Source organism: Rhizobium sp. L9 (assembly GCF_002531885.1).
Lineage (GTDB): Bacteria > Pseudomonadota > Alphaproteobacteria > Rhizobiales > Rhizobiaceae > Rhizobium.
This window is the reverse complement of record NZ_NWSZ01000031.1, coordinates 36,275-56,344: the sequence shown is the minus strand read 5'-3', so window position 1 is coordinate 56,344 and position 20,070 is coordinate 36,275. Positions and strand designations below refer to the sequence as shown.

General features: G+C 62.2%; 14 protein-coding genes. 11 read left to right on the top strand and 3 right to left on the bottom strand.

The annotated features are described in order from the left end of the window. Positions 1-36: 36 nt before the first annotated feature. From CO660_RS26990 to trxA, 11 genes are all read left to right on the top strand, one after another. Positions 37-1,827 (top strand): sensor histidine kinase, encoded by a 1,791-nt coding sequence (locus tag CO660_RS26990; protein WP_097601329.1) that lies wholly within the window; start codon positions 37-39, stop codon positions 1,825-1,827. After that, on the top strand, positions 1,824-2,273 hold the full coding sequence (locus tag CO660_RS26985; protein WP_097601328.1) for a serine/threonine protein kinase: 450 nt from the start codon (positions 1,824-1,826) through the stop codon (positions 2,271-2,273). The genes CO660_RS26990 and CO660_RS26985 overlap by 4 nt, the downstream gene beginning before the upstream one ends. Before the next feature lie 150 nt (positions 2,274-2,423). Further along, positions 2,424-2,825, top strand: coding sequence for a PTS sugar transporter subunit IIA (locus CO660_RS26980; protein WP_011423437.1), 402 nt, complete (start codon positions 2,424-2,426; stop codon positions 2,823-2,825). Between the two features lie 9 nt (positions 2,826-2,834). Next, on the top strand, positions 2,835-3,110 hold the full coding sequence (locus CO660_RS26975; RefSeq protein WP_011423436.1) for an HPr family phosphocarrier protein: 276 nt from the start codon (positions 2,835-2,837) through the stop codon (positions 3,108-3,110). Between the two features lie 144 nt (positions 3,111-3,254). Further along, positions 3,255-4,655, top strand: coding sequence for an adenosylhomocysteinase (ahcY, locus tag CO660_RS26970; protein WP_011423435.1), 1,401 nt, complete (start codon positions 3,255-3,257; stop codon positions 4,653-4,655). 203 nt (positions 4,656-4,858) lie between these two features. Next, on the top strand, positions 4,859-7,444 hold the full coding sequence (locus CO660_RS26965; protein ID WP_097601327.1) for a PAS domain-containing sensor histidine kinase: 2,586 nt from the start codon (positions 4,859-4,861) through the stop codon (positions 7,442-7,444). Continuing rightward, positions 7,441-8,955 (top strand): tRNA (adenosine(37)-N6)-threonylcarbamoyltransferase complex ATPase subunit type 1 TsaE, encoded by a 1,515-nt coding sequence (gene tsaE, locus CO660_RS26960; protein WP_097601326.1) that lies wholly within the window; start codon positions 7,441-7,443, stop codon positions 8,953-8,955. The genes CO660_RS26965 and tsaE overlap by 4 nt, the downstream gene beginning before the upstream one ends. 13 nt (positions 8,956-8,968) lie before the next feature. Next, positions 8,969-9,700: a nucleotidyltransferase family protein gene (locus CO660_RS26955; RefSeq protein ID WP_097601325.1), complete on the top strand. Its 732-nt coding sequence runs from the start codon at positions 8,969-8,971 to the stop codon at positions 9,698-9,700. A gap of 4 nt (positions 9,701-9,704) precedes the next feature. Further along, positions 9,705-12,899, top strand: a complete 3,195-nt coding sequence (gene addB, locus CO660_RS26950) for a double-strand break repair protein AddB (RefSeq protein ID WP_097601324.1) — start codon at positions 9,705-9,707, stop codon at positions 12,897-12,899. Next, positions 12,892-16,443 (top strand): double-strand break repair helicase AddA, encoded by a 3,552-nt coding sequence (gene addA / locus CO660_RS26945; RefSeq protein WP_097601323.1) that lies wholly within the window; start codon positions 12,892-12,894, stop codon positions 16,441-16,443. Before addB ends, addA begins: the two co-directional genes overlap by 8 nt. 75 nt (positions 16,444-16,518) lie before the next feature. Continuing rightward, a complete protein-coding gene (trxA, locus tag CO660_RS26940; protein WP_004672616.1) occupies positions 16,519-16,839 on the top strand; it encodes a thioredoxin in 321 nt (106 codons plus the stop codon). 62 nt (positions 16,840-16,901) lie between these two features. Here the strand turns inward: trxA and CO660_RS26935 are convergent, their stop codons facing one another. The 3 genes from CO660_RS26935 to trpA all read right to left on the bottom strand — a co-directional run bounded on the left by CO660_RS26935 (position 16,902) and on the right by trpA (position 20,067). Beyond that, positions 16,902-18,197, bottom strand: coding sequence for a folylpolyglutamate synthase/dihydrofolate synthase family protein (locus CO660_RS26935; RefSeq protein ID WP_097601322.1), 1,296 nt, complete (start codon positions 18,195-18,197; stop codon positions 16,902-16,904). Between the two features lie 85 nt (positions 18,198-18,282). Beyond that, on the bottom strand, positions 18,283-19,188 hold the full coding sequence (accD, locus tag CO660_RS26930) for an acetyl-CoA carboxylase, carboxyltransferase subunit beta (protein ID WP_097601321.1): 906 nt from the start codon (positions 19,186-19,188) through the stop codon (positions 18,283-18,285). 39 nt (positions 19,189-19,227) lie between these two features. Continuing rightward, positions 19,228-20,067 (bottom strand): tryptophan synthase subunit alpha, encoded by an 840-nt coding sequence (trpA, locus tag CO660_RS26925; RefSeq protein ID WP_085776437.1) that lies wholly within the window; start codon positions 20,065-20,067, stop codon positions 19,228-19,230. Positions 20,068-20,070: the final 3 nt, after the last annotated feature.

Below are 20,070 nucleotides of genomic sequence, written 5' to 3'. Positions count from 1 at the left end.
AGTTTATCGGGCCCAACCTTTCGAAAGGGCCTATCATTGGCACAGTTGGTGCAGGAAAGGGATTTGGACGACGCGGAGGGCGTGAGCACCCGTCGCGTCCGAGGCCGCCGTTGGTCGCATCCCTTTACGCTGATCCGCCGCATCTTCGGCAATGCGGTGTTTTCGAGCCTGACGCGGCGCATCCTGTTCTTCAATCTCGTCGCGCTGGTGGTGCTCGTCGGCGGCATTCTCTATCTCAACCAGTTTCGCGAAGGCTTGATCGACGCCCGCGCCGAAAGCCTGTTGACGCAGGGTGAAATCATCGCCGGCGCCGTTTCGGCTTCCGCGTCGGTCGATACGAACTCGATCACCATCGATCCGCAAAAGCTGCTCGAACTGCAGGCCGGCCAGAGCATCACCCCAGTGCCGAACGACGAGGACCTGGAATTTCCGATCGACCCCGAGAAGGTCGCTCCCGTCTTGCGTCGGCTGATCTCGCCTACGCGCACACGCGCGCGCATCTTCGATGCCGACGCCAATCTGCTGCTCGATTCGCGTCACCTCTATTCGCGCGGTCAGGTGCTGCGCTTCGACCTGCCGCCTGTTGAGGAAGAAAAACAGACCTGGAGCGACTGGTTCGCGACACTGTTCAACAAGGCGCTGCAGCCCGGCAACCTGCCGCTCTATAAGGAAGCGCCGGGCGGCGACGGCTCGATCTATCCGGAGGTCATGAACGCGCTGACCGGCGTGCGCGGCGCGGTCGTGCGCACCACCGAGAAAGGCGAACTCATCGTTTCCGTCGCCGTTCCGATCCAGCGCTTCCGCGCCGTGCTCGGCGTGCTGCTGTTGTCGACGCAGGCCGGTGACATCGACAATATCGTCCATGCCGAACGACTGGCCATCATGCGCGTTTTCGGCGTGGCGACGCTCGTCAACGTACTGCTGTCGCTGGTGCTCTCATCGACGATCGCCAATCCCCTGCGTCGTCTTTCGGCAGCCGCCATCCGCGTTCGCCGCGGCGCCAAGACACGTGAGCAAATTCCCGACTTTTCCGCTCGCCAGGACGAAATCGGCAACCTCTCCATCGCATTACGCGAGATGACGACAGCGCTTTATGACCGCATCGACGCCATCGAGAGCTTTGCCGCCGATGTCAGCCACGAGCTCAAGAACCCGCTGACCTCGCTGCGCAGCGCCGTCGAAACTCTGCCGCTCGCCAGGTCGGAGGATTCCAAGAAACGGCTGCTTGACGTCATTCAGCACGATGTCCGCCGCCTCGATCGCCTGATCAGCGACATTTCCGACGCCTCGCGGCTCGATGCCGAACTCGCACGCGTCGACGCCGCCTCCATCGACATGGAGGTGCTGCTGCGCGACCTGATCGACGTGTCGCGCCAGATCAGGGGCAGCAAAAAGCAAGTGCAGATCGACTATGTCGTCGAGCGCAAGCCGAACATCAAGACGCGCTTCGTCGTCAACGGTCACGACCTGCGCATCGGCCAGATCGTCACCAATCTGATCGAGAACGCCCGCTCCTTCGTCCCTGAAAAGGACGGGAAGATCATCGTGCGGCTGATGCGGACACGGTCGCGCTGTGTCACCACGATCGAAGACAACGGTCCCGGCATCCAGGCGGAAAATATCGATCGCATCTTCGAGCGCTTCTATACCGACCGACCTGAATCCGAAGGCTTCGGCCAGAATTCGGGGCTCGGCCTGTCGATCAGCCGCCAGATCGCCGAGGCGCATGGCGGGTCGCTCAGAGCAGAGAACATTACCGACGCCGAAACCGGGCAGGTGCTCGGCGCGCGCTTTATCCTCGCCCTGCCCCTCGATCCAGCCGCATGACGGCGGCCGCCAACATCCATGCCACGGCGATCGTCGTCGGCAGAACGGGGCTGCTGTTCAGCGGTCCCTCGGGCTGGGGGAAATCGATGCTGGCTTTCACCTGCATGACCGAGGCGCGCCGCCTTGGGGTGTTCACGGCGCTGGTCGCCGATGATCAGGTGCTTCTGTCGGGAGAGACCGGCACGGTGATCGCCACCTGTCCGCCGTCGATCGCCGGGTTGATCGAACTTCGCGGCACTGGAATCGTCCGGCAGTATCACGTGTCCCCGGCAACCATGCACTATGCCGTGCTTCCCGGCAGCGCTTCCGGTGAAAACCGCGTCCCTGCGGAGGGCGAAATCGTCAGTCTCGCCCCGGGTTTTTCGCTTCCCGCATTGCGGCTGCTCACAAATGTTGCCTCGCCGCTGGCGATCCTGATGGCGAAAGCGCCTGACATCGGATGCTGAAGGCTTCCGGATTGATCAATCCGCCTTATATATTTGCATTTTTATCTTGCACTTCGGCTTTTCATAGCCAAGATGTGCCGCCACCGGTGGACGAAATTGCTGCATTGCGATATCTCAGCCACCGTTTGCGTATATGGGAGCAGTAATATCATGATCGGACTTGTGCTTGTCACTCATGGCAAGCTGGCTGAAGAGTTTCGTCATGCTGTCGAGCACGTCGTCGGTCCTCAGAAATTCATCGAGACGGTCTGTATTGGCCCCGAAGACGACATGGACCAGAGACGGCAGGACATTCTGCAAGCCGTTTCCGGCGCCGATGACGGCCATGGCGTTGTTATCCTGACCGATATGTTCGGCGGCACGCCTTCCAACCTCGCCATCTCGGTCATGAGCAGCGGCCATACCGAAGTCATTGCCGGCATGAACCTGCCGATGCTGATCAAACTCGCCGGCGTACGCGGCGAGAACAACATGGAGAAGGCGCTGGTGGAGGCTTCCGAAGCCGGGCGGAAATATATCAATGTCGCGAGCCGCGTGCTCAGCGGAAAATAACGGCGCTTCATGACATCGCTTTCCCGGGAACTCCTCATCATCAACAAGCGCGGCCTTCACGCTCGCGCCTCCGCTAAATTCGTGCAGATGGTCGAGAATTTCGATGCAGCCATCACCGTTTCCAAGGATGGAATGACGGTCGGCGGCACCTCGATCATGGGTCTCATGATGCTTGCGGCAAGCCCCGGCTCCAGCGTCGTCGTCTCGGCAAGCGGCAGCCAGGCTCAGGAAGCTCTGGAGGCCCTGGATCAGCTGATCCAGAACAAGTTCGGCGAAGAAATGTGAGTTCGGCCGAGCTCATATAAACATATAAAGACTTCTTTATATCCTTATTGCCATCCCAGGCGAAGCCTGCTAAACGGCGGATATGCCGTGCGCTTGCTTGCGCCTGCGCCAATTTTTGAGACGTTTTTCAGCCTGGAGACCTCTATGAGCACTGAAAAAGATTATGTCGTCGCCGATATCGGGCTTGCGGATTTCGGCCGCAAGGAAATTACGATCGCCGAAACCGAAATGCCGGGGCTGATGTCCTGCCGCGCCGAGTTCGGTGAGGCAAAGCCGCTCAAGGGGGCGCGCATCACCGGTTCGCTGCACATGACCATCCAGACAGCCGTGTTGATCGAAACCCTGGTTGCGCTCGGCGCCGAAGTCCGTTGGGCTTCCTGCAACATCTTCTCGACCCAGGACCATGCTGCCGCCGCGATCGCCGCCGCCGGCGTTCCGGTCTTCGCTATCAAGGGCGAGTCGCTCGAGGACTATTGGGTCTATACCGACAAGATCTTCCAGTGGGCCGATGGTGGCCTTTCCAACATGATCCTCGATGACGGCGGCGACGCCACCATGTACATCCTGCTCGGCGCCCGCGCCGAAGCCGGCGAGGACGTGCTCTCGAACCCGCATTCGGAAGAAGAAGAAATCCTCTTCGCCCAGATCAAGAAGCGGCTCGCCGCTTCTCCAGGCTGGTTCACCAAGCAGCGTGACGCGATCAAGGGCGTCACCGAGGAAACGACGACCGGCGTCAACCGCCTTTACCAGCTCAGCCAGAAGGGCCTGCTGCCCTTCCCGGCGATCAACGTCAACGACTCCGTCACCAAGTCGAAGTTCGACAACAAATACGGCTGCAAGGAATCGCTGGTTGACGGCATCCGCCGCGGCACCGACGTGATGATGGCCGGCAAGGTCGCCGTCGTCTGCGGTTACGGCGACGTCGGCAAGGGTTCCGCTGCCTCGCTCTCCGGCGCCGGCGCCCGTGTAAAGGTGACCGAAGCCGATCCGATCTGCGCTCTGCAGGCCGCCATGGACGGTTACGAAGTCGTACTTCTGGAAGACGTCGTTTCCTCTGCCGACATCTTCATCACCACGACGGGCAACAAGGACGTCATCCGCATCGATCACATGCGGCAGATGAAGGATATGGCGATCGTCGGCAATATCGGCCATTTCGACAACGAAATCGAAGTCGCCGCGCTGCGTAACCTCAAGTGGACCAACGTCAAGCCGCAGGTCGACCTGATCGAGTTCCCCAAGGGCAACCGCATCATCCTCCTCTCCGAAGGGCGTCTGCTCAACCTCGGCAATGCGACCGGCCATCCGTCCTTCGTGATGTCGGCTTCCTTCACCAACCAGACGCTGGCGCAGATCGAACTCTTCACCAAGCCCGGCCAGTACGAGAACAAGGTCTACATCCTGCCGAAGCATCTCGACGAAAAGGTCGCACGCCTTCATCTCGACAAGCTCGGCGTGAAGCTGACCCAGCTCAGCGAAGAGCAGGCTGCCTATATCGGCGTGAAGCCGCAGGGCCCGTTCAAGTCCGACCACTACAGATATTGATAGGGTCGTCGATATCCACAAGATGTAGAAGCCGCGGCATTGACAAATGCCGCGGCTTATTTTTTGGCCGCTCCCTTCCCGCCGATTCCCTTCCGAAGTATTGTTTTAAGACTTGATTCGGGACGCCGGACTCCGTTCGACCGCTCCGAAAATGGGATGTCTTGTCGTAATGCGGCACATTGAAGGACGGAGACATACCGCGGATGTCGGAAGTGAAAAACAGCCTGCCCGGTCAGGCGGATGATGATGCTTGTAAGCATCGCCGTCCGTTCATGGCAGGCCAGGGATATAAATCTGCAACGGCACACGAGGCCGCAAAGCAAAAGCATGGATCATTGGCGCGCTTCTTGAAAACTTGCGCGGCCGGCACGGCGCTTGCCGCGCTGGCGCGGCCGGTTCTGGCACAAAGCGAGCAGCAGGCGGCGGCCTCGGCTCACCTTTTCACCTCCTCGCAGGTCGTTGGCGTTTCCGTCGTCATCGGCGTCATATCGGCGGCCCTGCTTTCAACGCTCTGGCTCGTGCGCCAGCGCGGCAATCTGGAAAACGAGAGCCGGGACATCCGCTCGGCGCTCTCGGATGCCCAGCAACGCATTTCGCAATATCAGGCGCTGATCGCCGACAAGAACCGGCGCATCGTCATCTGGGACGGCAATGCGCGCCCGGAACTGCTTGGGCAGCTTCCGCCCGAGACTGGCGCACCGCAGGATGGCGAATTCCTGGCCTTCGGCCTCTGGCTGAAGTCACACTCCGCCTCGGAGCTGGAAAAGGCGATCGACCGGCTGCGCGACGGAGCGCAGAGTTTCGACATGGTGGTCGAGACCATCCGCGATGAAATCCTCGAGGCGCAGGGCCGGGTTTCCGGCGGACGCGCCTTCGTCCGCTTCGTGGCGCTGAACAATCTGCGCGCCGAGCTTGCCGAACTCAGGATCGAGCGCGACCGGTTGATGACCTCGATCTCGGCCTTCCAGACCATGCTCGACGCGATCGACATGCCGGCCTGGCAGCGCGACCCGGCGGGCCGCCTGACCTGGGTCAATCAGGCTTATGGCGATGCGGTCGAGGCGCGCTCGCCGCAGCAGGCGATCAACGAAGGCCGCGAGATGCTGACGACCGTGGCACGCGAACGCATTCGCGCGACGGCGACGCCGGAATCACCTTTCCATGACACGATCTCGACGGTCGTGCGCGGCAACCGAACCTTCTTCGACGTCGTCGACGTCAAGGTTCCCGGCGGCTCGGCCGGCATTGCTGTCGACGTATCCGACATCGAAGCGGTCCGCGCCGAGCTGGAGCGGACCCTGAAGAGCCACGCCGAAACGCTCGATCATCTCGCGACACCCGTCGCCATCTTCGACGGCGAGCGGAGGCTGCAGTTCTACAACCAGGCCTTCGTCGCCCTCTGGGAACTGGATATCGCCTTCCTTGAAAGCCGGCCCGACAATAGCGAGCTGCTCGAGCGGCTGCGGGCGGCCAAGAAACTGCCGGACCAGCTCAACTGGAAAAGCTGGAAGGAAGCGGCCCTTTCGGTCTATCGCACGCTCGATACGCAATCGGATCTCTGGCACCTGCCGAACGGCCAGACGCTGCGCGTCTTTGCGACCGCCCATCCCCAGGGCGGCGCCACCTGGGTTTTCGAAAATCTGACCGAACAGGTCGATCTCGAAACCCGCTATAACACGCTGGTCAAGGTACAGGGTGAAACGATCGATCACCTTTCCGAAGGTGTCGCGGTATTCGGGCCCGATGGACGTATCCGCCTGTCGAATCCGGCCTTCCGGGCGCTCTGGGGAATTACCGAAACCGAAGCCAAGCCCGGAACCCATATCCGCGCGCTGGGCGAGGCGTGCGCACCGTCCTATGACCGGCCGGACGGCTGGAAGACCTTTGCGGAACTGATCACCAGCTTCGATGACGAACGTCGCTCGAGCCAGGGGACGCTGGAACTCTTCTCCGGCCTCGTGCTCGATTACGCCGTCATCCCGCTGCCGAACGCGCAGACCATGCTGACCTTCGTCAACATGACGGACAGCGTGCGGGCCGAGCGCGCGTTGACCGAGAAGAACGAGGCGCTCCGCAAAGCCGACGAATTGAAAAACGACTTCGTCCAGCATGTTTCCTATGAACTTCGCTCACCGCTGACCAATATCATCGGCTTTACCGATCTGCTGCGCACGCAGGGCGTTGGGCCGCTGAATGAACGGCAGGCCGAATATATCGACCACATCTCGACTTCGTCCTCGGTTCTGCTGACCCTCGTCAACGACATTCTCGATCTTGCGACGGTCGATGCCGGCATCATGCGTCTGAACTATGCCGAGATCGATCTCAACGACCTGCTGGACGACGTCTCGATGCAGATCGCCGACCGGCTGCACGAAAGCGGCGTCGCCCTCGAAATCACCGCGCCTGCGTATCTCGGCTCGATCATCGCCGATCCGCAGCGGCTGAAGCAGATCCTTCTGAAACTTCTTGCCAATGCGGCGAATTTCTCGCCAGAGGGTACCTCGATCTCGCTGGAATGCCATCGCGAAGGCACGGATTTCGTGTTCTCCGTCCGCGATCGCGGCCCCGGTATTTCGCCCGATATGATCGCGACGGTCTTCGACCGGTTCGCGACCGGGGCTAAAAGCGGCAAACGCGGCGGCGCCGGCCTCGGCCTGTCGATCGTCGACAGCTTCGTCAGCCTGCATCATGGCGACGTGACGATCGACAGCGAGCCGGGCAAGGGCACGACGGTCGTCTGCCGTATCCCCTCGGTCAACATACCGCATTCCGCCGCCGCCGAATGACGACCGACGATACGATCTCGCTGTTTCTGAAGGACGAAGCGGCCACGGTTCGCCTCGGCGAAGACCTGGCATTGGCCTTGAAGGCCGGCGATTGTCTTGCCCTGTCGGGCGATCTCGGCGCCGGCAAATCCTCGCTTGCCCGTGCGATCCTGCGTGCCATTGCCGATGACGATGGGCTCGAAGTCCCGAGCCCGACCTTCACACTGGTGCAATCCTACGACCTGCGTATCCCGGTTTCGCACTTCGATCTCTACCGGCTCGGCGATCCCGGTGAATTGACGGAGCTCGGATTCGACGAGGCCCTGCAGAACGGCATATGCCTCGTCGAATGGCCGGAGATGGCAGCGAGCGAGTTGCCTGAGGAATGCATCACGTTGACGCTGACCCATGAAGGCAACGGCCGCCGAGCGACGATCAGCGCCGCCGGCGCACAGGCTTTGCGCATCCGGCGCGTCCTGGCGATCCGCAATTTCCTCGAAGACGCAGGCTGTTCCGATGCCAAACGTCGCTTCCTGACTGGCGATGCATCGCTGCGTGCCTACGAGGCGATCTATCGTGAGAGCATCAAGGGCCGTCTCATCCTGATGGACTGGCAGCCGCATCCCGAGGGACCGCCGGTCCACGACGGCAAGCCCTATCCCAAGGTCGCACATCTGGCACAGAACGCCTATCCCTTCGTTGCGATTGCCGATGCGCTGCGCGAACGGGGATTTGCGGCGCCGGAGATTTATAAGGTCGATTATGACAAGGGCATCCTCTTGATCGAGGATCTCGGCACCGAAGGTGTGCTCGATGACGAGGGGCGGCCGATCGTCGAGCGTTACCGGCAAAGCGTCGCCTGTCTTGCCCATCTTCATTCCATGCAATTTCCGCAGGATATACCGGTTTCCGCCACCCATGGGCATCACATACCGGACTTCGATCGCACGGCGATGAAAATGGAGGTGCAGCTTCTGCTCGACTGGCACATTGCCTGGAAGCGCGGCACCGCCCCCTCGGAGGCAGAGCGCAAGGAATATCTGGCGATCTGGGACGCCCTGATCGATGAACTTGCCACGGTCGAAAAGAACCTGCTGCTGCGCGATTTCCACTCACCGAACATCATTTGGCGGCCGCAGGAGCCGGGCATCAGAAAGATCGGCCTCATCGACTTCCAGGACGCCATGATCGGGCCCACCGCCTATGACCTTGCCTCCATTGTCCAGGACGCCCGCGTCACGATCGAGCCGCAGCTTTTCCGGCAGCTGATGGATGATTATATGGCGCTTCGCCGCAGACAGGGCGGCTTTGACGAAGTCGGATTTCTGAAAGCATGGGCGATCATGTCGGCGCAGCGCAATTGCAAGCTTGCCGGTCTCTGGGTGCGGCTGCTGCAGCGGGACGGCAAGCCCGGCTATCTCAAACATATGCCGCGCACACTCGCTTATCTGGATGTCGCGCTCGAGCACGAGGCGCTTACCCCCTTGCGCGATTGGTGTGCAAGGGCTGGAATAGGCCAGAGCGAATCATAAGTTCCGGATCAAGATGACCATCCGACAAGCCATGGTACTGGCCGCGGGTCTCGGGACCCGCATGCGCCCGATCACCGATACGATTCCGAAGCCGCTGGTGAAGATCGACGGCAAGCCGATGATCGACTATGCGCTGGACGCGCTGGTTTCGGCCGGTGTCGAGCGAGCCGCCGTCAACGTTCATCATCATGCCGAGCAGATGCTCGAACATCTCGGCAAGTATCGCGGCCTCGACATCGTCATATCGGACGAGCGGGACAGACTGATGAATTCCGGTGGCGGGCTGGCGAAGGGCCTGACGCTGCTGGACCGTGACGATCTTTTCGTCATGAATGCCGATCTCTTTTGGATCGGCGAACAGCCGGGACGGCCGACGAACCTGCAGCGCTTAGCCGGATTCTTCGATGCCGAACACATGGACATGGCGCTCCTTTGCGTTGGGATCGAGGATACGACGGGTCACAACGGCAAGAACGATTTCAGCCTCGCTGCAGATGGCCGGCTGACGCGGTATCGCGACGATCCGTCCAATCCGGTCGTCTACGCCGGGGCGATCGCCATGAATCCGGCGCTATTTGACGATGCGCCGAAGGATGCCTTCAACCTCAACATCTATTTCGACAAGGCGATCGCGCGCCGCCGGCTGTTCGGCATTATGCTCGAAGGCCATTGGCTGACAGTGGGAACGCCAGAGGCGATCGGCGAAGCGGAGGAAACGATCCGCCGACTGCGGGCGTTCGCGTGAGCTCATGGCGGACCGGCACCAGCCACCCATCCTGACGATCCCGGCGGGCCTCCCCTTCCTGAAAACGCTGGCAACGACGCTTTGCGACGGACGCCTGACGCCGCTCTTTCGGCATGAGCCCGGTGATCCGCTGTCGCTCGCCAGGGTGACGATCTACCTGCCGACCCGGCGCGCCGTGCGTGTGCTCCGTTCGGAATTCGTCGACCTGCTCGGCGGCCGCTCGGCAATCCTGCCGGTCATTCGTCCGCTCGGCGAAACCGATGACGACAGCGGATATTTCGAAGAGGCGCTGCCGGCAACGATCGATCTCGCCCAGCCGCTGTCGAATACCGCCCGGCTGCTGGAACTGGCGCGCCTGATCCTTGCCTGGCGAAACAAACTGCCGGAAATCGTCCGTCATATCCATTCGGACTCGCCTTTGGTTGCGCCGGCCAGCCCGGCGGATGCTATCTGGCTCGCCCGCAACCTTGCGGAGCTGATCGATTCCATCGAAACCGAGGATCTTGACTGGTCGGAACTGTCGAAACTCGACACCGGTGACTACGCCGCCTGGTGGCAGCTGACGGCGGAGTTCCTGCAGATCGCCAGCGCCTTCTGGCCGGAGCGGCTTTCCGAGCTCGGCAGGTCCTCGCCGGCACGGCACAGGAACGCCATTCTGCGGGCCGAGGCAGCCAGGATTTCTGCGGCGAAGCCGGCCGGGCCGATTATCATCGCCGGTTCGACGGGTTCGGTCCCTGCCACGGCCGATCTCATCGCCGCCGTTGCCAATCTCCCCGAAGGCGTGATCGTCCTTCCCGGCCTCGATCTCTCCATGCCCGATAGGCATTGGCAAATGGTCGCGCCGGAACCGGCACCGGGCCAGCATGCCAATCCGGCCAGCCGGAGCCATCCGCAATATGGCCTGTCCTCGCTGCTGAAGAGGCTGAGGCTGACACGAGCCGACATCAGCCTGCTTGAGAGGCCGGAGACCGATCTCGATCGGCGCGCCGAAATCCTATCGCGCGCGCTCTCGCCGGCAGAGGCGACCAGCGACTGGGGGGCCTGGAAGAGCGCGTTGCCCGAGGGAGCGCTGACTTCGGCCTTCGCCGATGTTTCGCTGATCGAAGCCGCCAATGAACGCGAGGAAGCAACCGCAATTGCCATCGCGCTCAGGCTCGCACTGGAAAGGCCGGGCCAGGACGGCGAAAGCCGGGCAGCGCTGATTACGCCCGACCGCAATCTCGCCCGTCGGGTGATGGCCGAACTTTCCCGCTTCGGCATCCTCGCCGACGATTCGGCCGGTACGCCGCTTTCGGCCACGCCGCAGGGCACCCTGCTGCAATTACTGCTGGAAGCGGCGCTGCGCCCGGGCGATCCGGTGGCGATCGTCTCGCTGCTCAAACATCCGCTGGCCCGCTTCGGCCTCGAACGTGGGGCCCTGATTTCTGCGACCGAGGCGCTTGAGCTGCTGGCACTGCGCGGCGGCGTGGCGGAGGTGGATATCAGTGCGCTCGAGTCGCTCCTGGCCCATCAGCTCGGCGAGCAGGCTCTGGACCGACACACGCCGCAATGGCGAAAAACGCTGCCAGCCGAGGCGGCCAATGCCGCATCCGAGCTTGCCCGCCGGGTTGCCCGCGCAACCGAACCTCTGGCTTCCGCGCTGGTCCGGCACCGGCCGGAAGAACGCGGCAAGACGGCGCGTTTCACGCTGTCCGAATGGGCGGAGCGGACCGGCCGTTCGCTCGAAGCGGTCGCGGCAGATCCGCACGGCAATCTTGCCGATCTCTGGTCGCACGAGGCAGGAGACGCCCTTGCCTCGCTTCTCAGCGAAGTGATCGACACGGATGGCCAGATGGAGGCCGACGGGCCGCAATGGATCGACATCATGGCCGCACTTGCCGCCGGCCATGCGGTGAAACCCCGGGCACTCAGCCATCCCCGCCTCTTCATCTTCGGCACGCTCGAAGCCCGCCTACAGAGCGTCGACACGCTGATCCTCGGCGGCTTGAACGAAGGCTCCTGGCCAGGGCAGAGCGCCAACAATCCCTTCATTGCGCGCATGATGAAGACGGAGATCGGGCTCGAACCGCCGGAGCGGCGCATCGGCCAACTGGCGCATGATTTCGAGATGGCGAACGGCACTCGCCACCTGATCTATTCGAGAGCGCTGCGCCAAGGTTCGACGCCGACCGTCGCCTCGCGCTGGCTGCAGCGGCTGCTGGCGCTCGGCGGAGAGACATTCGAAGCGGCGTTGAGAGGGCGCGGTAACCGGTATCTGCAATGGGCCGGCCTCATCGATCGGGGAGAAGTTCAGGCACCGGCGCAGCGACCCTCGCCGAAACCGCCTCTGGCGCTGCAGCCGAAGTCCTATTCCTTCAGCGAGGTCGGCCGGCTGCGCCGCGATCCCTATGCGATCTATGCCCGCCGCATCCTGCGGCTCGATCCGGTCGACGCGTTCAACCGGGATCCGGGAGCGGCCGAACGCGGAACGCTCTACCACAAGATCATCGACCGGTTCATCCGCGAAGCCCATGTCGCCGGCACGCCGGAGGCGGCAGCGGCGATGGAGCAGATTCTTACCGAGCTTTTCGACATGGAGAAGCTGCCGCCACATATCGATGCCGTGTGGCGGCCGCGCTTTCGCGACGTGGCCGGCGCCTTCCTCGAATGGGAGGCCGGACGACGTCCCGCCATCCGCAGGACACTGACGGAAGTGCGCGGCGGCGTGGAGCTGGAGGCGATCGATGTCCGGCTGAACGGCGTTGCCGACCGGATCGATATTACGGGGCCGGGGGCGGCCGATATCATTGACTACAAGACCGGCTATAACCCCTCACCGGCACAGGCACGCGCGCTTCTCGATCCGCAGCTCGCGCTCGAAGCGGCCGCGTTGAGCGCCGGCGCCTTCCGCGATGCCGGCAGTCTCATCCCGCAGGATCTGCTCTATGTCCGTCTGCGTCCTGGACGCCGGTTCCAGGTCGATACGGTGAACAACGAAAACTCGGCCCGCAGCGACAAGGCAAAATCGGCGATGGACCTTGCCGCGGACTCGGTCGACCAGCTGATCAAGTTCGTCAGTTTGCTGCAGTCCGGCGAAAAAGGCTTTACCTCGCGGCTCATTCCGGCGCAGCAGTTTGATTTCGGCGGCGACTATGATCATCTCGCCCGCGTCTCCGAATGGTCGACTGCCGAGACCGAGGAAGGCGGCGGCGATGAGTGACCAGACTGCACTTCCGATTGACGACGATCCCGGCGCCTGGATCGGCTGGACCACGATTCAACAGGCAATCGCCTCCGATCCCGAGCGCTCGGCCTGGGTCTCGGCCAATGCCGGTTCCGGCAAGACGCATGTCCTGACCCAGCGTGTCATTCGTCTCCTGCTCGCCGGCGCACGGCCTTCCGCCATTCTCTGCCTGACTTATACCAAGGCCGCGGCCTCCGAAATGTCGAACCGCGTCTTCGAACGGCTGGCAGGCTGGGTGGTGCTTGACGACGAAAATCTCAGCCGGCGCATCACGCAGATCGAGGGTACGGCGCCGGATGCCTTAAAGCTTGCCGAGGCGCGCCGGCTGTTTGCGAAGGCGCTGGAAACACCGGGCGGATTGAAGATCCAGACAATCCATGCCTTTTGCGAAGCGCTGCTGCACCAATTCCCGCTGGAGGCCAATGTTGCCGGGCACTTCTCGGTCCTCGACGATCGCGCGGCGGCGGCACTGCTTTCCGATGTACGCCGGGCGCTGCTGACGGCAACGGCGCCGGAGGAAGGCAGCGCTCTTGCCGAGGCATTCGCCTATGTGCTCAATCTCGGCGATGAATCCGGGCTGGAGAACCTGCTCGCCGACATCATCGCCAACCGCAATGCCATTCGCCGCTTCACGGCGGCTGCCGAGCGACAGGGCGGCGTGGAGACGGTTCTGCGCGACAGGCTCGGCCTTGCCGTGGGCGATACTGAAAGCCGGATCGCGGCGCAATATTGGCCGTTGCCGGAGCTTTCGGGCGGCATGCTGGAGCTTTATTTGGCGCTTGCCGACCAGAAGGGCGGCGCCAAGGCGCAGGAGGTTGCTTATGGCCTCAGGCTCGCCGGTCGGGAGCGCGATGATGCCAAGCGCGCCGAGATGCTGGAGAAGATCTTTTTGACGGCAAAAGGCGAGCCGAAAACGGACTCGCAGTTCCTGGTCAAAGCCATGCTTGCGGAAGCGCCGGAATTGACGAGCGCCATAGCCGCCGCCCGCGCGCATGTCGCCGCAAACCGTGACCGGTTGAAGCTGATGCGGATGTTCGGCGCCACGAGGGCGGCGCTGGTGCTCGCCGGTCGGCTGAACCACGATTACGAGGAACTGAAGAAGCAGCGCAGCCAACTCGATTTCGAAGACCTGATCACACGCACCGCCGACCTGCTGACGAAGAGTGGCGTCGGTCCCTGGGTCCATTACAAGCTGGACCGGGGTATCGATCATATCCTCGTCGACGAGGCACAGGATACCAGCCCGATCCAATGGAGCGTCATCCAGTCGCTCGCCGAGGATTTCTTTTCCGGCGAGAGCGCCCGGCCGGTCGTGCGCACGCTCTTTGCCGTCGGCGACGAGAAACAGTCGATCTACTCCTTCCAAGGAGCGCGACCCGAGCGTTTTTCCGAAGAGAGCGACCGGACACGGCGGCGGGTCGCCGACAGCGGGCAGAGATTTTCCTCCGTGCGGCTGCCGCTCTCCTTCCGCTCGACCGCCGACGTGCTCGAAGCCGTCGACCAGATCTTCCGGACGGCGGACAATGCGCGGGGTCTCAGCGCTGTCGGCGAACCGGTCGTACATCGATCCAGCCGCATCGGACATCCCGGCGCCGTCGACCTCTGGGAGATGGTCGCGCCTGAGGCGGTGGTGAAGGAAGAGGATTGGACGGCGCCCTTCGATGCGACGCCGGAAAGCGCGCCGGCCGCAATCCTCGCGCGGCGGATCGCCCATGCGATCGGCACGCTCGTCGGCCGTGAAACGATCGTCGACAAAGGCACGGAGCGGCTGATCGAAGCCGGCGATATCCTCGTTCTGGTGCGCAAGCGCGACGCCTTCGTCAATGCCTTGACCCGCGCCTTGAAGCGCCGTGGCGACATTCCCGTCGCCGGCGCCGACCGACTGACGCTGACCAGCCATATCGCGGTGCAGGATCTGCTGGCGCTCGGCCGTTTCCTGCTTCTGCCAGAGGACGACCTTTCGCTCGCTGCCGTGCTGAAGAGCCCGCTTTTCGATTTTTCGGAGGACGATATCTTTGCAATCGCCGGCCTTCGGGGCGACAACGAGAGCCTCTGGAGCCATCTCAAGAGGTTTGCGGCCGATGGTACTGAACGTTTCCGTGCTGCCGTCGAAAGGCTGGAGCTGTTTCTGCGGCAGTCGCGGCTTCTGTCGGTCCATGATTTCTATGCGCGCGTGCTGGGCAGCCATGGCGGGCGGCGGCAATTCCTTGCCCGTCTCGGCACCGAGGTCAGCGATATTCTCGACGAGTTCCTGACCTTTACGCTCGACCACGAGAGTTCCGGCCTTCCCGGGCTGCAATCCTTCATCTCAACGCTGGAGCTCGAAGCGCCGGAGGTGAAGCGTGAGCAGGACAAGGGGCGCAACGAGGTCAGGATCATGACCGTGCATGCCTCCAAGGGTCTTGAAGCACCGATCGTCTTCCTCGTCGACGGCGGCTCCAAGCCGTTCACGCATACACATCTGCCGAAGCTTCGCCTGATCGAAACGGACGCCGACGAGCCGCCGCTGCCGGCCTGGGTTCCCGTCTCCGACCTCGCCAATTCGCTGACGCAAAACGATGCAGCACGGATCCAGATGCTGGCGGAAGAGGAGTATCGCCGGCTGCTTTACGTCGCCATGACACGGGCTGCCGACCGGCTTGTTGTTTGCGGCTACCGTGGCGTTCGTGTCAACAACGATACCTGGCACATGATGATCTCAGCCGCGCTCAGCGAAGGCCATCCGCATGTGGAGGCGGCCACCTTCTCCGGCCCAGACGGCGAATGGCCGGGCATCCGATGGCGGGTGCCGCGGGTGGAGCGGCGCTTCGAGCGTATCGACCGCCATGAGGCGCGCGACAGCCAGGAGGCGTTGCCGGAAGGCCTATTGCGGCCACTGCCGCCGCAGGCTGAGCTGCCCCGCCCCCTCAGCCCATCCGGCGCCGGGACGATCGTCGACGAAGACGAGGGCAGCTTGTTTGTCGCTTCGCCGCTGTTCGGCGAGAAGGAGCGCAGCGATCGTTCCCTGGAGAAGGGCAGGTTGATCCATCGCATGCTGCAGGCGCTTCCCGACATTCCCCCGGTCAAACGGCCGGATGCCGCAAGCCGCTATGCCGAGCGGGCGGCGCGGTTCTGGCCTGAAGCGGAACGCCGCCGGCTCGTCGATTCGGTTCTGAGACTAATGGACGAAGAAGGTCTGCAGCCGGTTCTCGGAGTAGAGGCCCAGCCGGAAGTTTCGATCATGGGAACATTGACGCTCGCAGACAGGCGCTATGCGGTCTCCGGCCGTATCGATCGGCTCGCCGTGCTTGCCGATCGCGTCGTCATTCTTGATTACAAGACAAATCGGGTGCCACCTTCGACCGAGGAGGCGATCCCTTTCGCACATAAGGCTCAGCTCGCGATTTATCGTGAGATCCTGGCACCGCTCTATCCCGGCAAACGCATCGACTGCATGCTCGTCTACACCGAGAATGCGTCGCTCTACACTTTGAGCGAAGAGGCACTCGGTTTGGCGCTTGCAGGACTCAAGACAAAGTGAAATACCGGACATTGAAAATTTGGCGCCGCACCATCACATGTGGTTCAACATCTTCTTCGGTCAAAGGAGCAGCCTATGGCTACCGTGAAAGTCGATATCAATAACTTCCAGTCGGAAGTTCTGGAATCCGCAGAACCCGTCGTCGTCGATTTCTGGGCTGAATGGTGCGGTCCGTGCAAGATGATTGCTCCGAGCCTCGAGGAAATCTCCGTCGAGATGGAAGGCAAGGTCAAGGTCGCCAAGCTCAATATCGATGAAAACCCGGAACTCGCCGCCCAGTTCGGCGTGCGCTCCATTCCGACGCTCGCGATCTTCAAGGGCGGCGAAGTCGCTGATATCTCCGTCGGCGCCAAGCCGAAGACAGCGCTTTCGAACTGGATTTCGAACGCCGCCTAATCGATATCGTCTTCATATATCGCATGGAAAAGCCCGGCTTCGGCCGGGCTTTTTTCGTCTGCTTATTTCGGGGGCGTGCCGTTGTCGGCAAGCACATCTCCGACGAGATAGAGAGAGCCGCCGATGAGGATGCGGGGCGGCAGTGCCGCTGGGTCGAGGGCCGATTTTATCGCTTCCAGCGCCTCGCCGACCGTCGACATCGGTTCGGCGATCAAACCCGCATCATAGGCGGCGTTCGACAATATCACAGGGTCGATCATCGCGTCGCTGCCGCGGATCGGCACGCAGAACACCTTCTCGACCAGGCCTGTGAAAGCCTTGAAATAACCGATCGGGTCCTTGGTGTTGATCATGCCGATGATCAGGAAAAGCGGCCGCGGCTGGCGCTCCTCGAAATTGGCCATGGCTTCGGCGATCACTTCGCCGGCGCCGGGATTATGCCCGCCATCGACCCAGATCTCGGCACCGGCCGGCGCATATTGCATCAGCCGGCCTTCGCTGAGGCGCTGCAGCCGGCCCGGCCACTCCACGAAATTCATCGCCTTTTCCATCATCGTCTCGGTGACAATGAAACCCGCGGCCTTGACGGCGCGGATGGCCGCGGCGGCGTTGGCATACTGATGGCGGCCGGGAAGGCGCGGCAGCGGCAGGTCGGCAAGGCCGAACTCGTCCTGATAGACGAGCCGCCCATATTCCTCATGCGCCATGAAATCCTGACCGAAGACGGCGCTCGGGCAATGCAGCCGCTCCGCCGTCGACATCAGCACGTCGAGTGCCGCATCATATTCCTGGTGGCCGATGACGACAGGCAGTCCCGGCTTCATGATGCCGGCTTTTTCGGCCGCGATCAGCTCAACCCTGTCGCCGAGATAGGGCTGGTGATCCAGCGAGATTGGCATAATCACCGAGACGGCCGGATCGGAAATGACATTGGTCGCGTCGAAACGGCCGCCGAGACCGACTTCGATGATCGCGGCATCGGCCGGATGTTCGGAAAACAGAATGAAGGTGACCGCCGTCAGGATTTCGAAGACGGTGATATGCTGCCCGGCATTGGCATCCGCCACGCGTCGCACGGCATCGGCGAAGACGGCGTCATCGACGAGCTGCCCGCGCCCGCCCTTGACACCGATGCGATAGCGCTCGTGCCAATTGACGAGATGGGGCGAGGTATGGACATGGGCGCTGTAGCCGCCGGCCTCGAGCAAGGCGCGGCAGAAGGCGGTGACCGAGCCCTTGCCGTTGGTGCCGGCGACATGGATCACAGGTGGCAGTTTCCGGTGCGGGTTGCCGAGTTGATCAAGAAGACGGGTGATGCGATCGAGAGACAGATCGAACCCCTTGGGATGCAATCCCATGAGTTTTTCTATCTCTTGCGCTGCCTCACTCACCGCGGTTTGGCCTCTTGGTATCAATTCGGCACCCCCGCCTGTGTGTCGGTTATCAGGCGCTCGCCGCCAGAGCGATCGCGCCGCCATTCATGTCGTTGGCCGCCGAAACGGGCTTCTTCGTCAGGATCTTCAGCAGACGCGCCAGTGTCTCCGGAATATCGTGACGTTTGACGACCATATCGACCATACCATGTTCCAATAGATATTCGGAGGTCTGGAAACCCTCAGGCAGCTTCTCGCGCAGCGTCTGCTCGATCACGCGCTTACCGGCAAAGCCTATTTCGGCGCCGGGCTCTGCCAGATGAATATCGCCGAGCATGGCGTAGGAGGCCGTCACACCGCCTGTGGTCGGGTTGGTCAGCACAACGATATAGGGCTGGCCGGATTCCTTCAGCAGGTCGACGGCAACGGTTGTGCGCGGCAGCTGCATCAGCGACAGAATGCCTTCCTGCATGCGCGCGCCGCCGGAGGCGGGAAACATCACCAGCGGGCACTTCTCGGACGTCGCGCGTTCGAAAGCCTTGACGATCGCCTCGCCGGCGGCAATGCCGAGCGAACCGCCAATGAAGTTGAATTCATGCACAACGGCAACGAGTTTCAGACCGCGCACCTTTCCGAGGCCGGCAAGGATGGTATCCTCCTGTTCGGTCTTCACACGGCTGTCGCGGAGGCGATCGATATATTTTTTTGAATCGCGGAACTTCAACGGGTCCTGGGCGACCTTCGGCTGCGGAAGCGATTCATATTCGCCATTGTCGAAAAGGTCGGCAAGGCGCGCCTTGGCCGGCATCTTCATGTGATAACCGGATGCGGGAATGACCCATTTGTTGGATTCCAGATCCTTGTGGAAGACCATTTCGCCCGTTTCCGGGCACTTGATCCACAGGTTCTCGGGAACTTCGCGGCGGCCCAGCATGGAATTGATCCGCGGGCGAACGTAGTTGGTGATCCAGTTCAACTCGAAATCTCCTAACTGATTGGTGCCAATGTGGGAAAACTATTCGGCAGCAACAAGGCGCGCCGAACGTGTTCCCGAGGAAAGGCCGCGCACCAGCGTTGCGACCGCCTGAACGGTGTCGGCCGTCGCCTTTCCGTCTTTCGTCAAACTGGTTGCGACCTGATTGACAATGGCGGTGCCGACGACAACGCCATCGGCCGAGCCGCCGATGACCTTGGCATGTTCCGCCGTCTTGACGCCGAAGCCGACGCAGACGGGCAGCTCCGTATGCTGCTTGATGCGCTGGACGGCGCCCGAAACCAGCGACGGATCGGGCAGCGCCGAGCCGGTGATGCCGTTCATCGAGACGTAATAGACGAAGCCGGAGGTGTTTTTCAGCACCGCGGGCAGGCGCTTCTCGTCCGTGGTCGGCGTCGCCAGGCGGATGAAGTTGATGCCCTTGCGGATCGCCGGAATGCAGAGTTCGTCATCCATCTCGGGCGGCAGGTCGACGACGATCAGGCCGTCGATACCGGCAGCAAGCGCATCATCCAGGAACGTCTCGACGCCGTAGATGTAGATCGGATTGTAATAGCCCATCATGACGATCGGCGTCGCATCGTTGGTCTTGCGGAAGTCGGCCGCCAGCTGCAGCGTCTTCTTCAGCGTCTGGCCGCCTTTCAGCGCCCGCTGACCGGCCAGCTGGATCGCCGGGCCGTCGGCCATCGGATCGGAGAAAGGCATGCCGAGCTCGATAATGTCGGAACCCGCTTCCGGCAGCGCCTTCATGATGCCGAGAGAGGTGTCGTAGTCAGGATCGCCGCCCATGAAATAGGTCACAAGCGCCGGACGGCCCTCGGCCTTCAGCGCGGCAAAGCGTTTGTCCATGCGTGCGGTCATGTC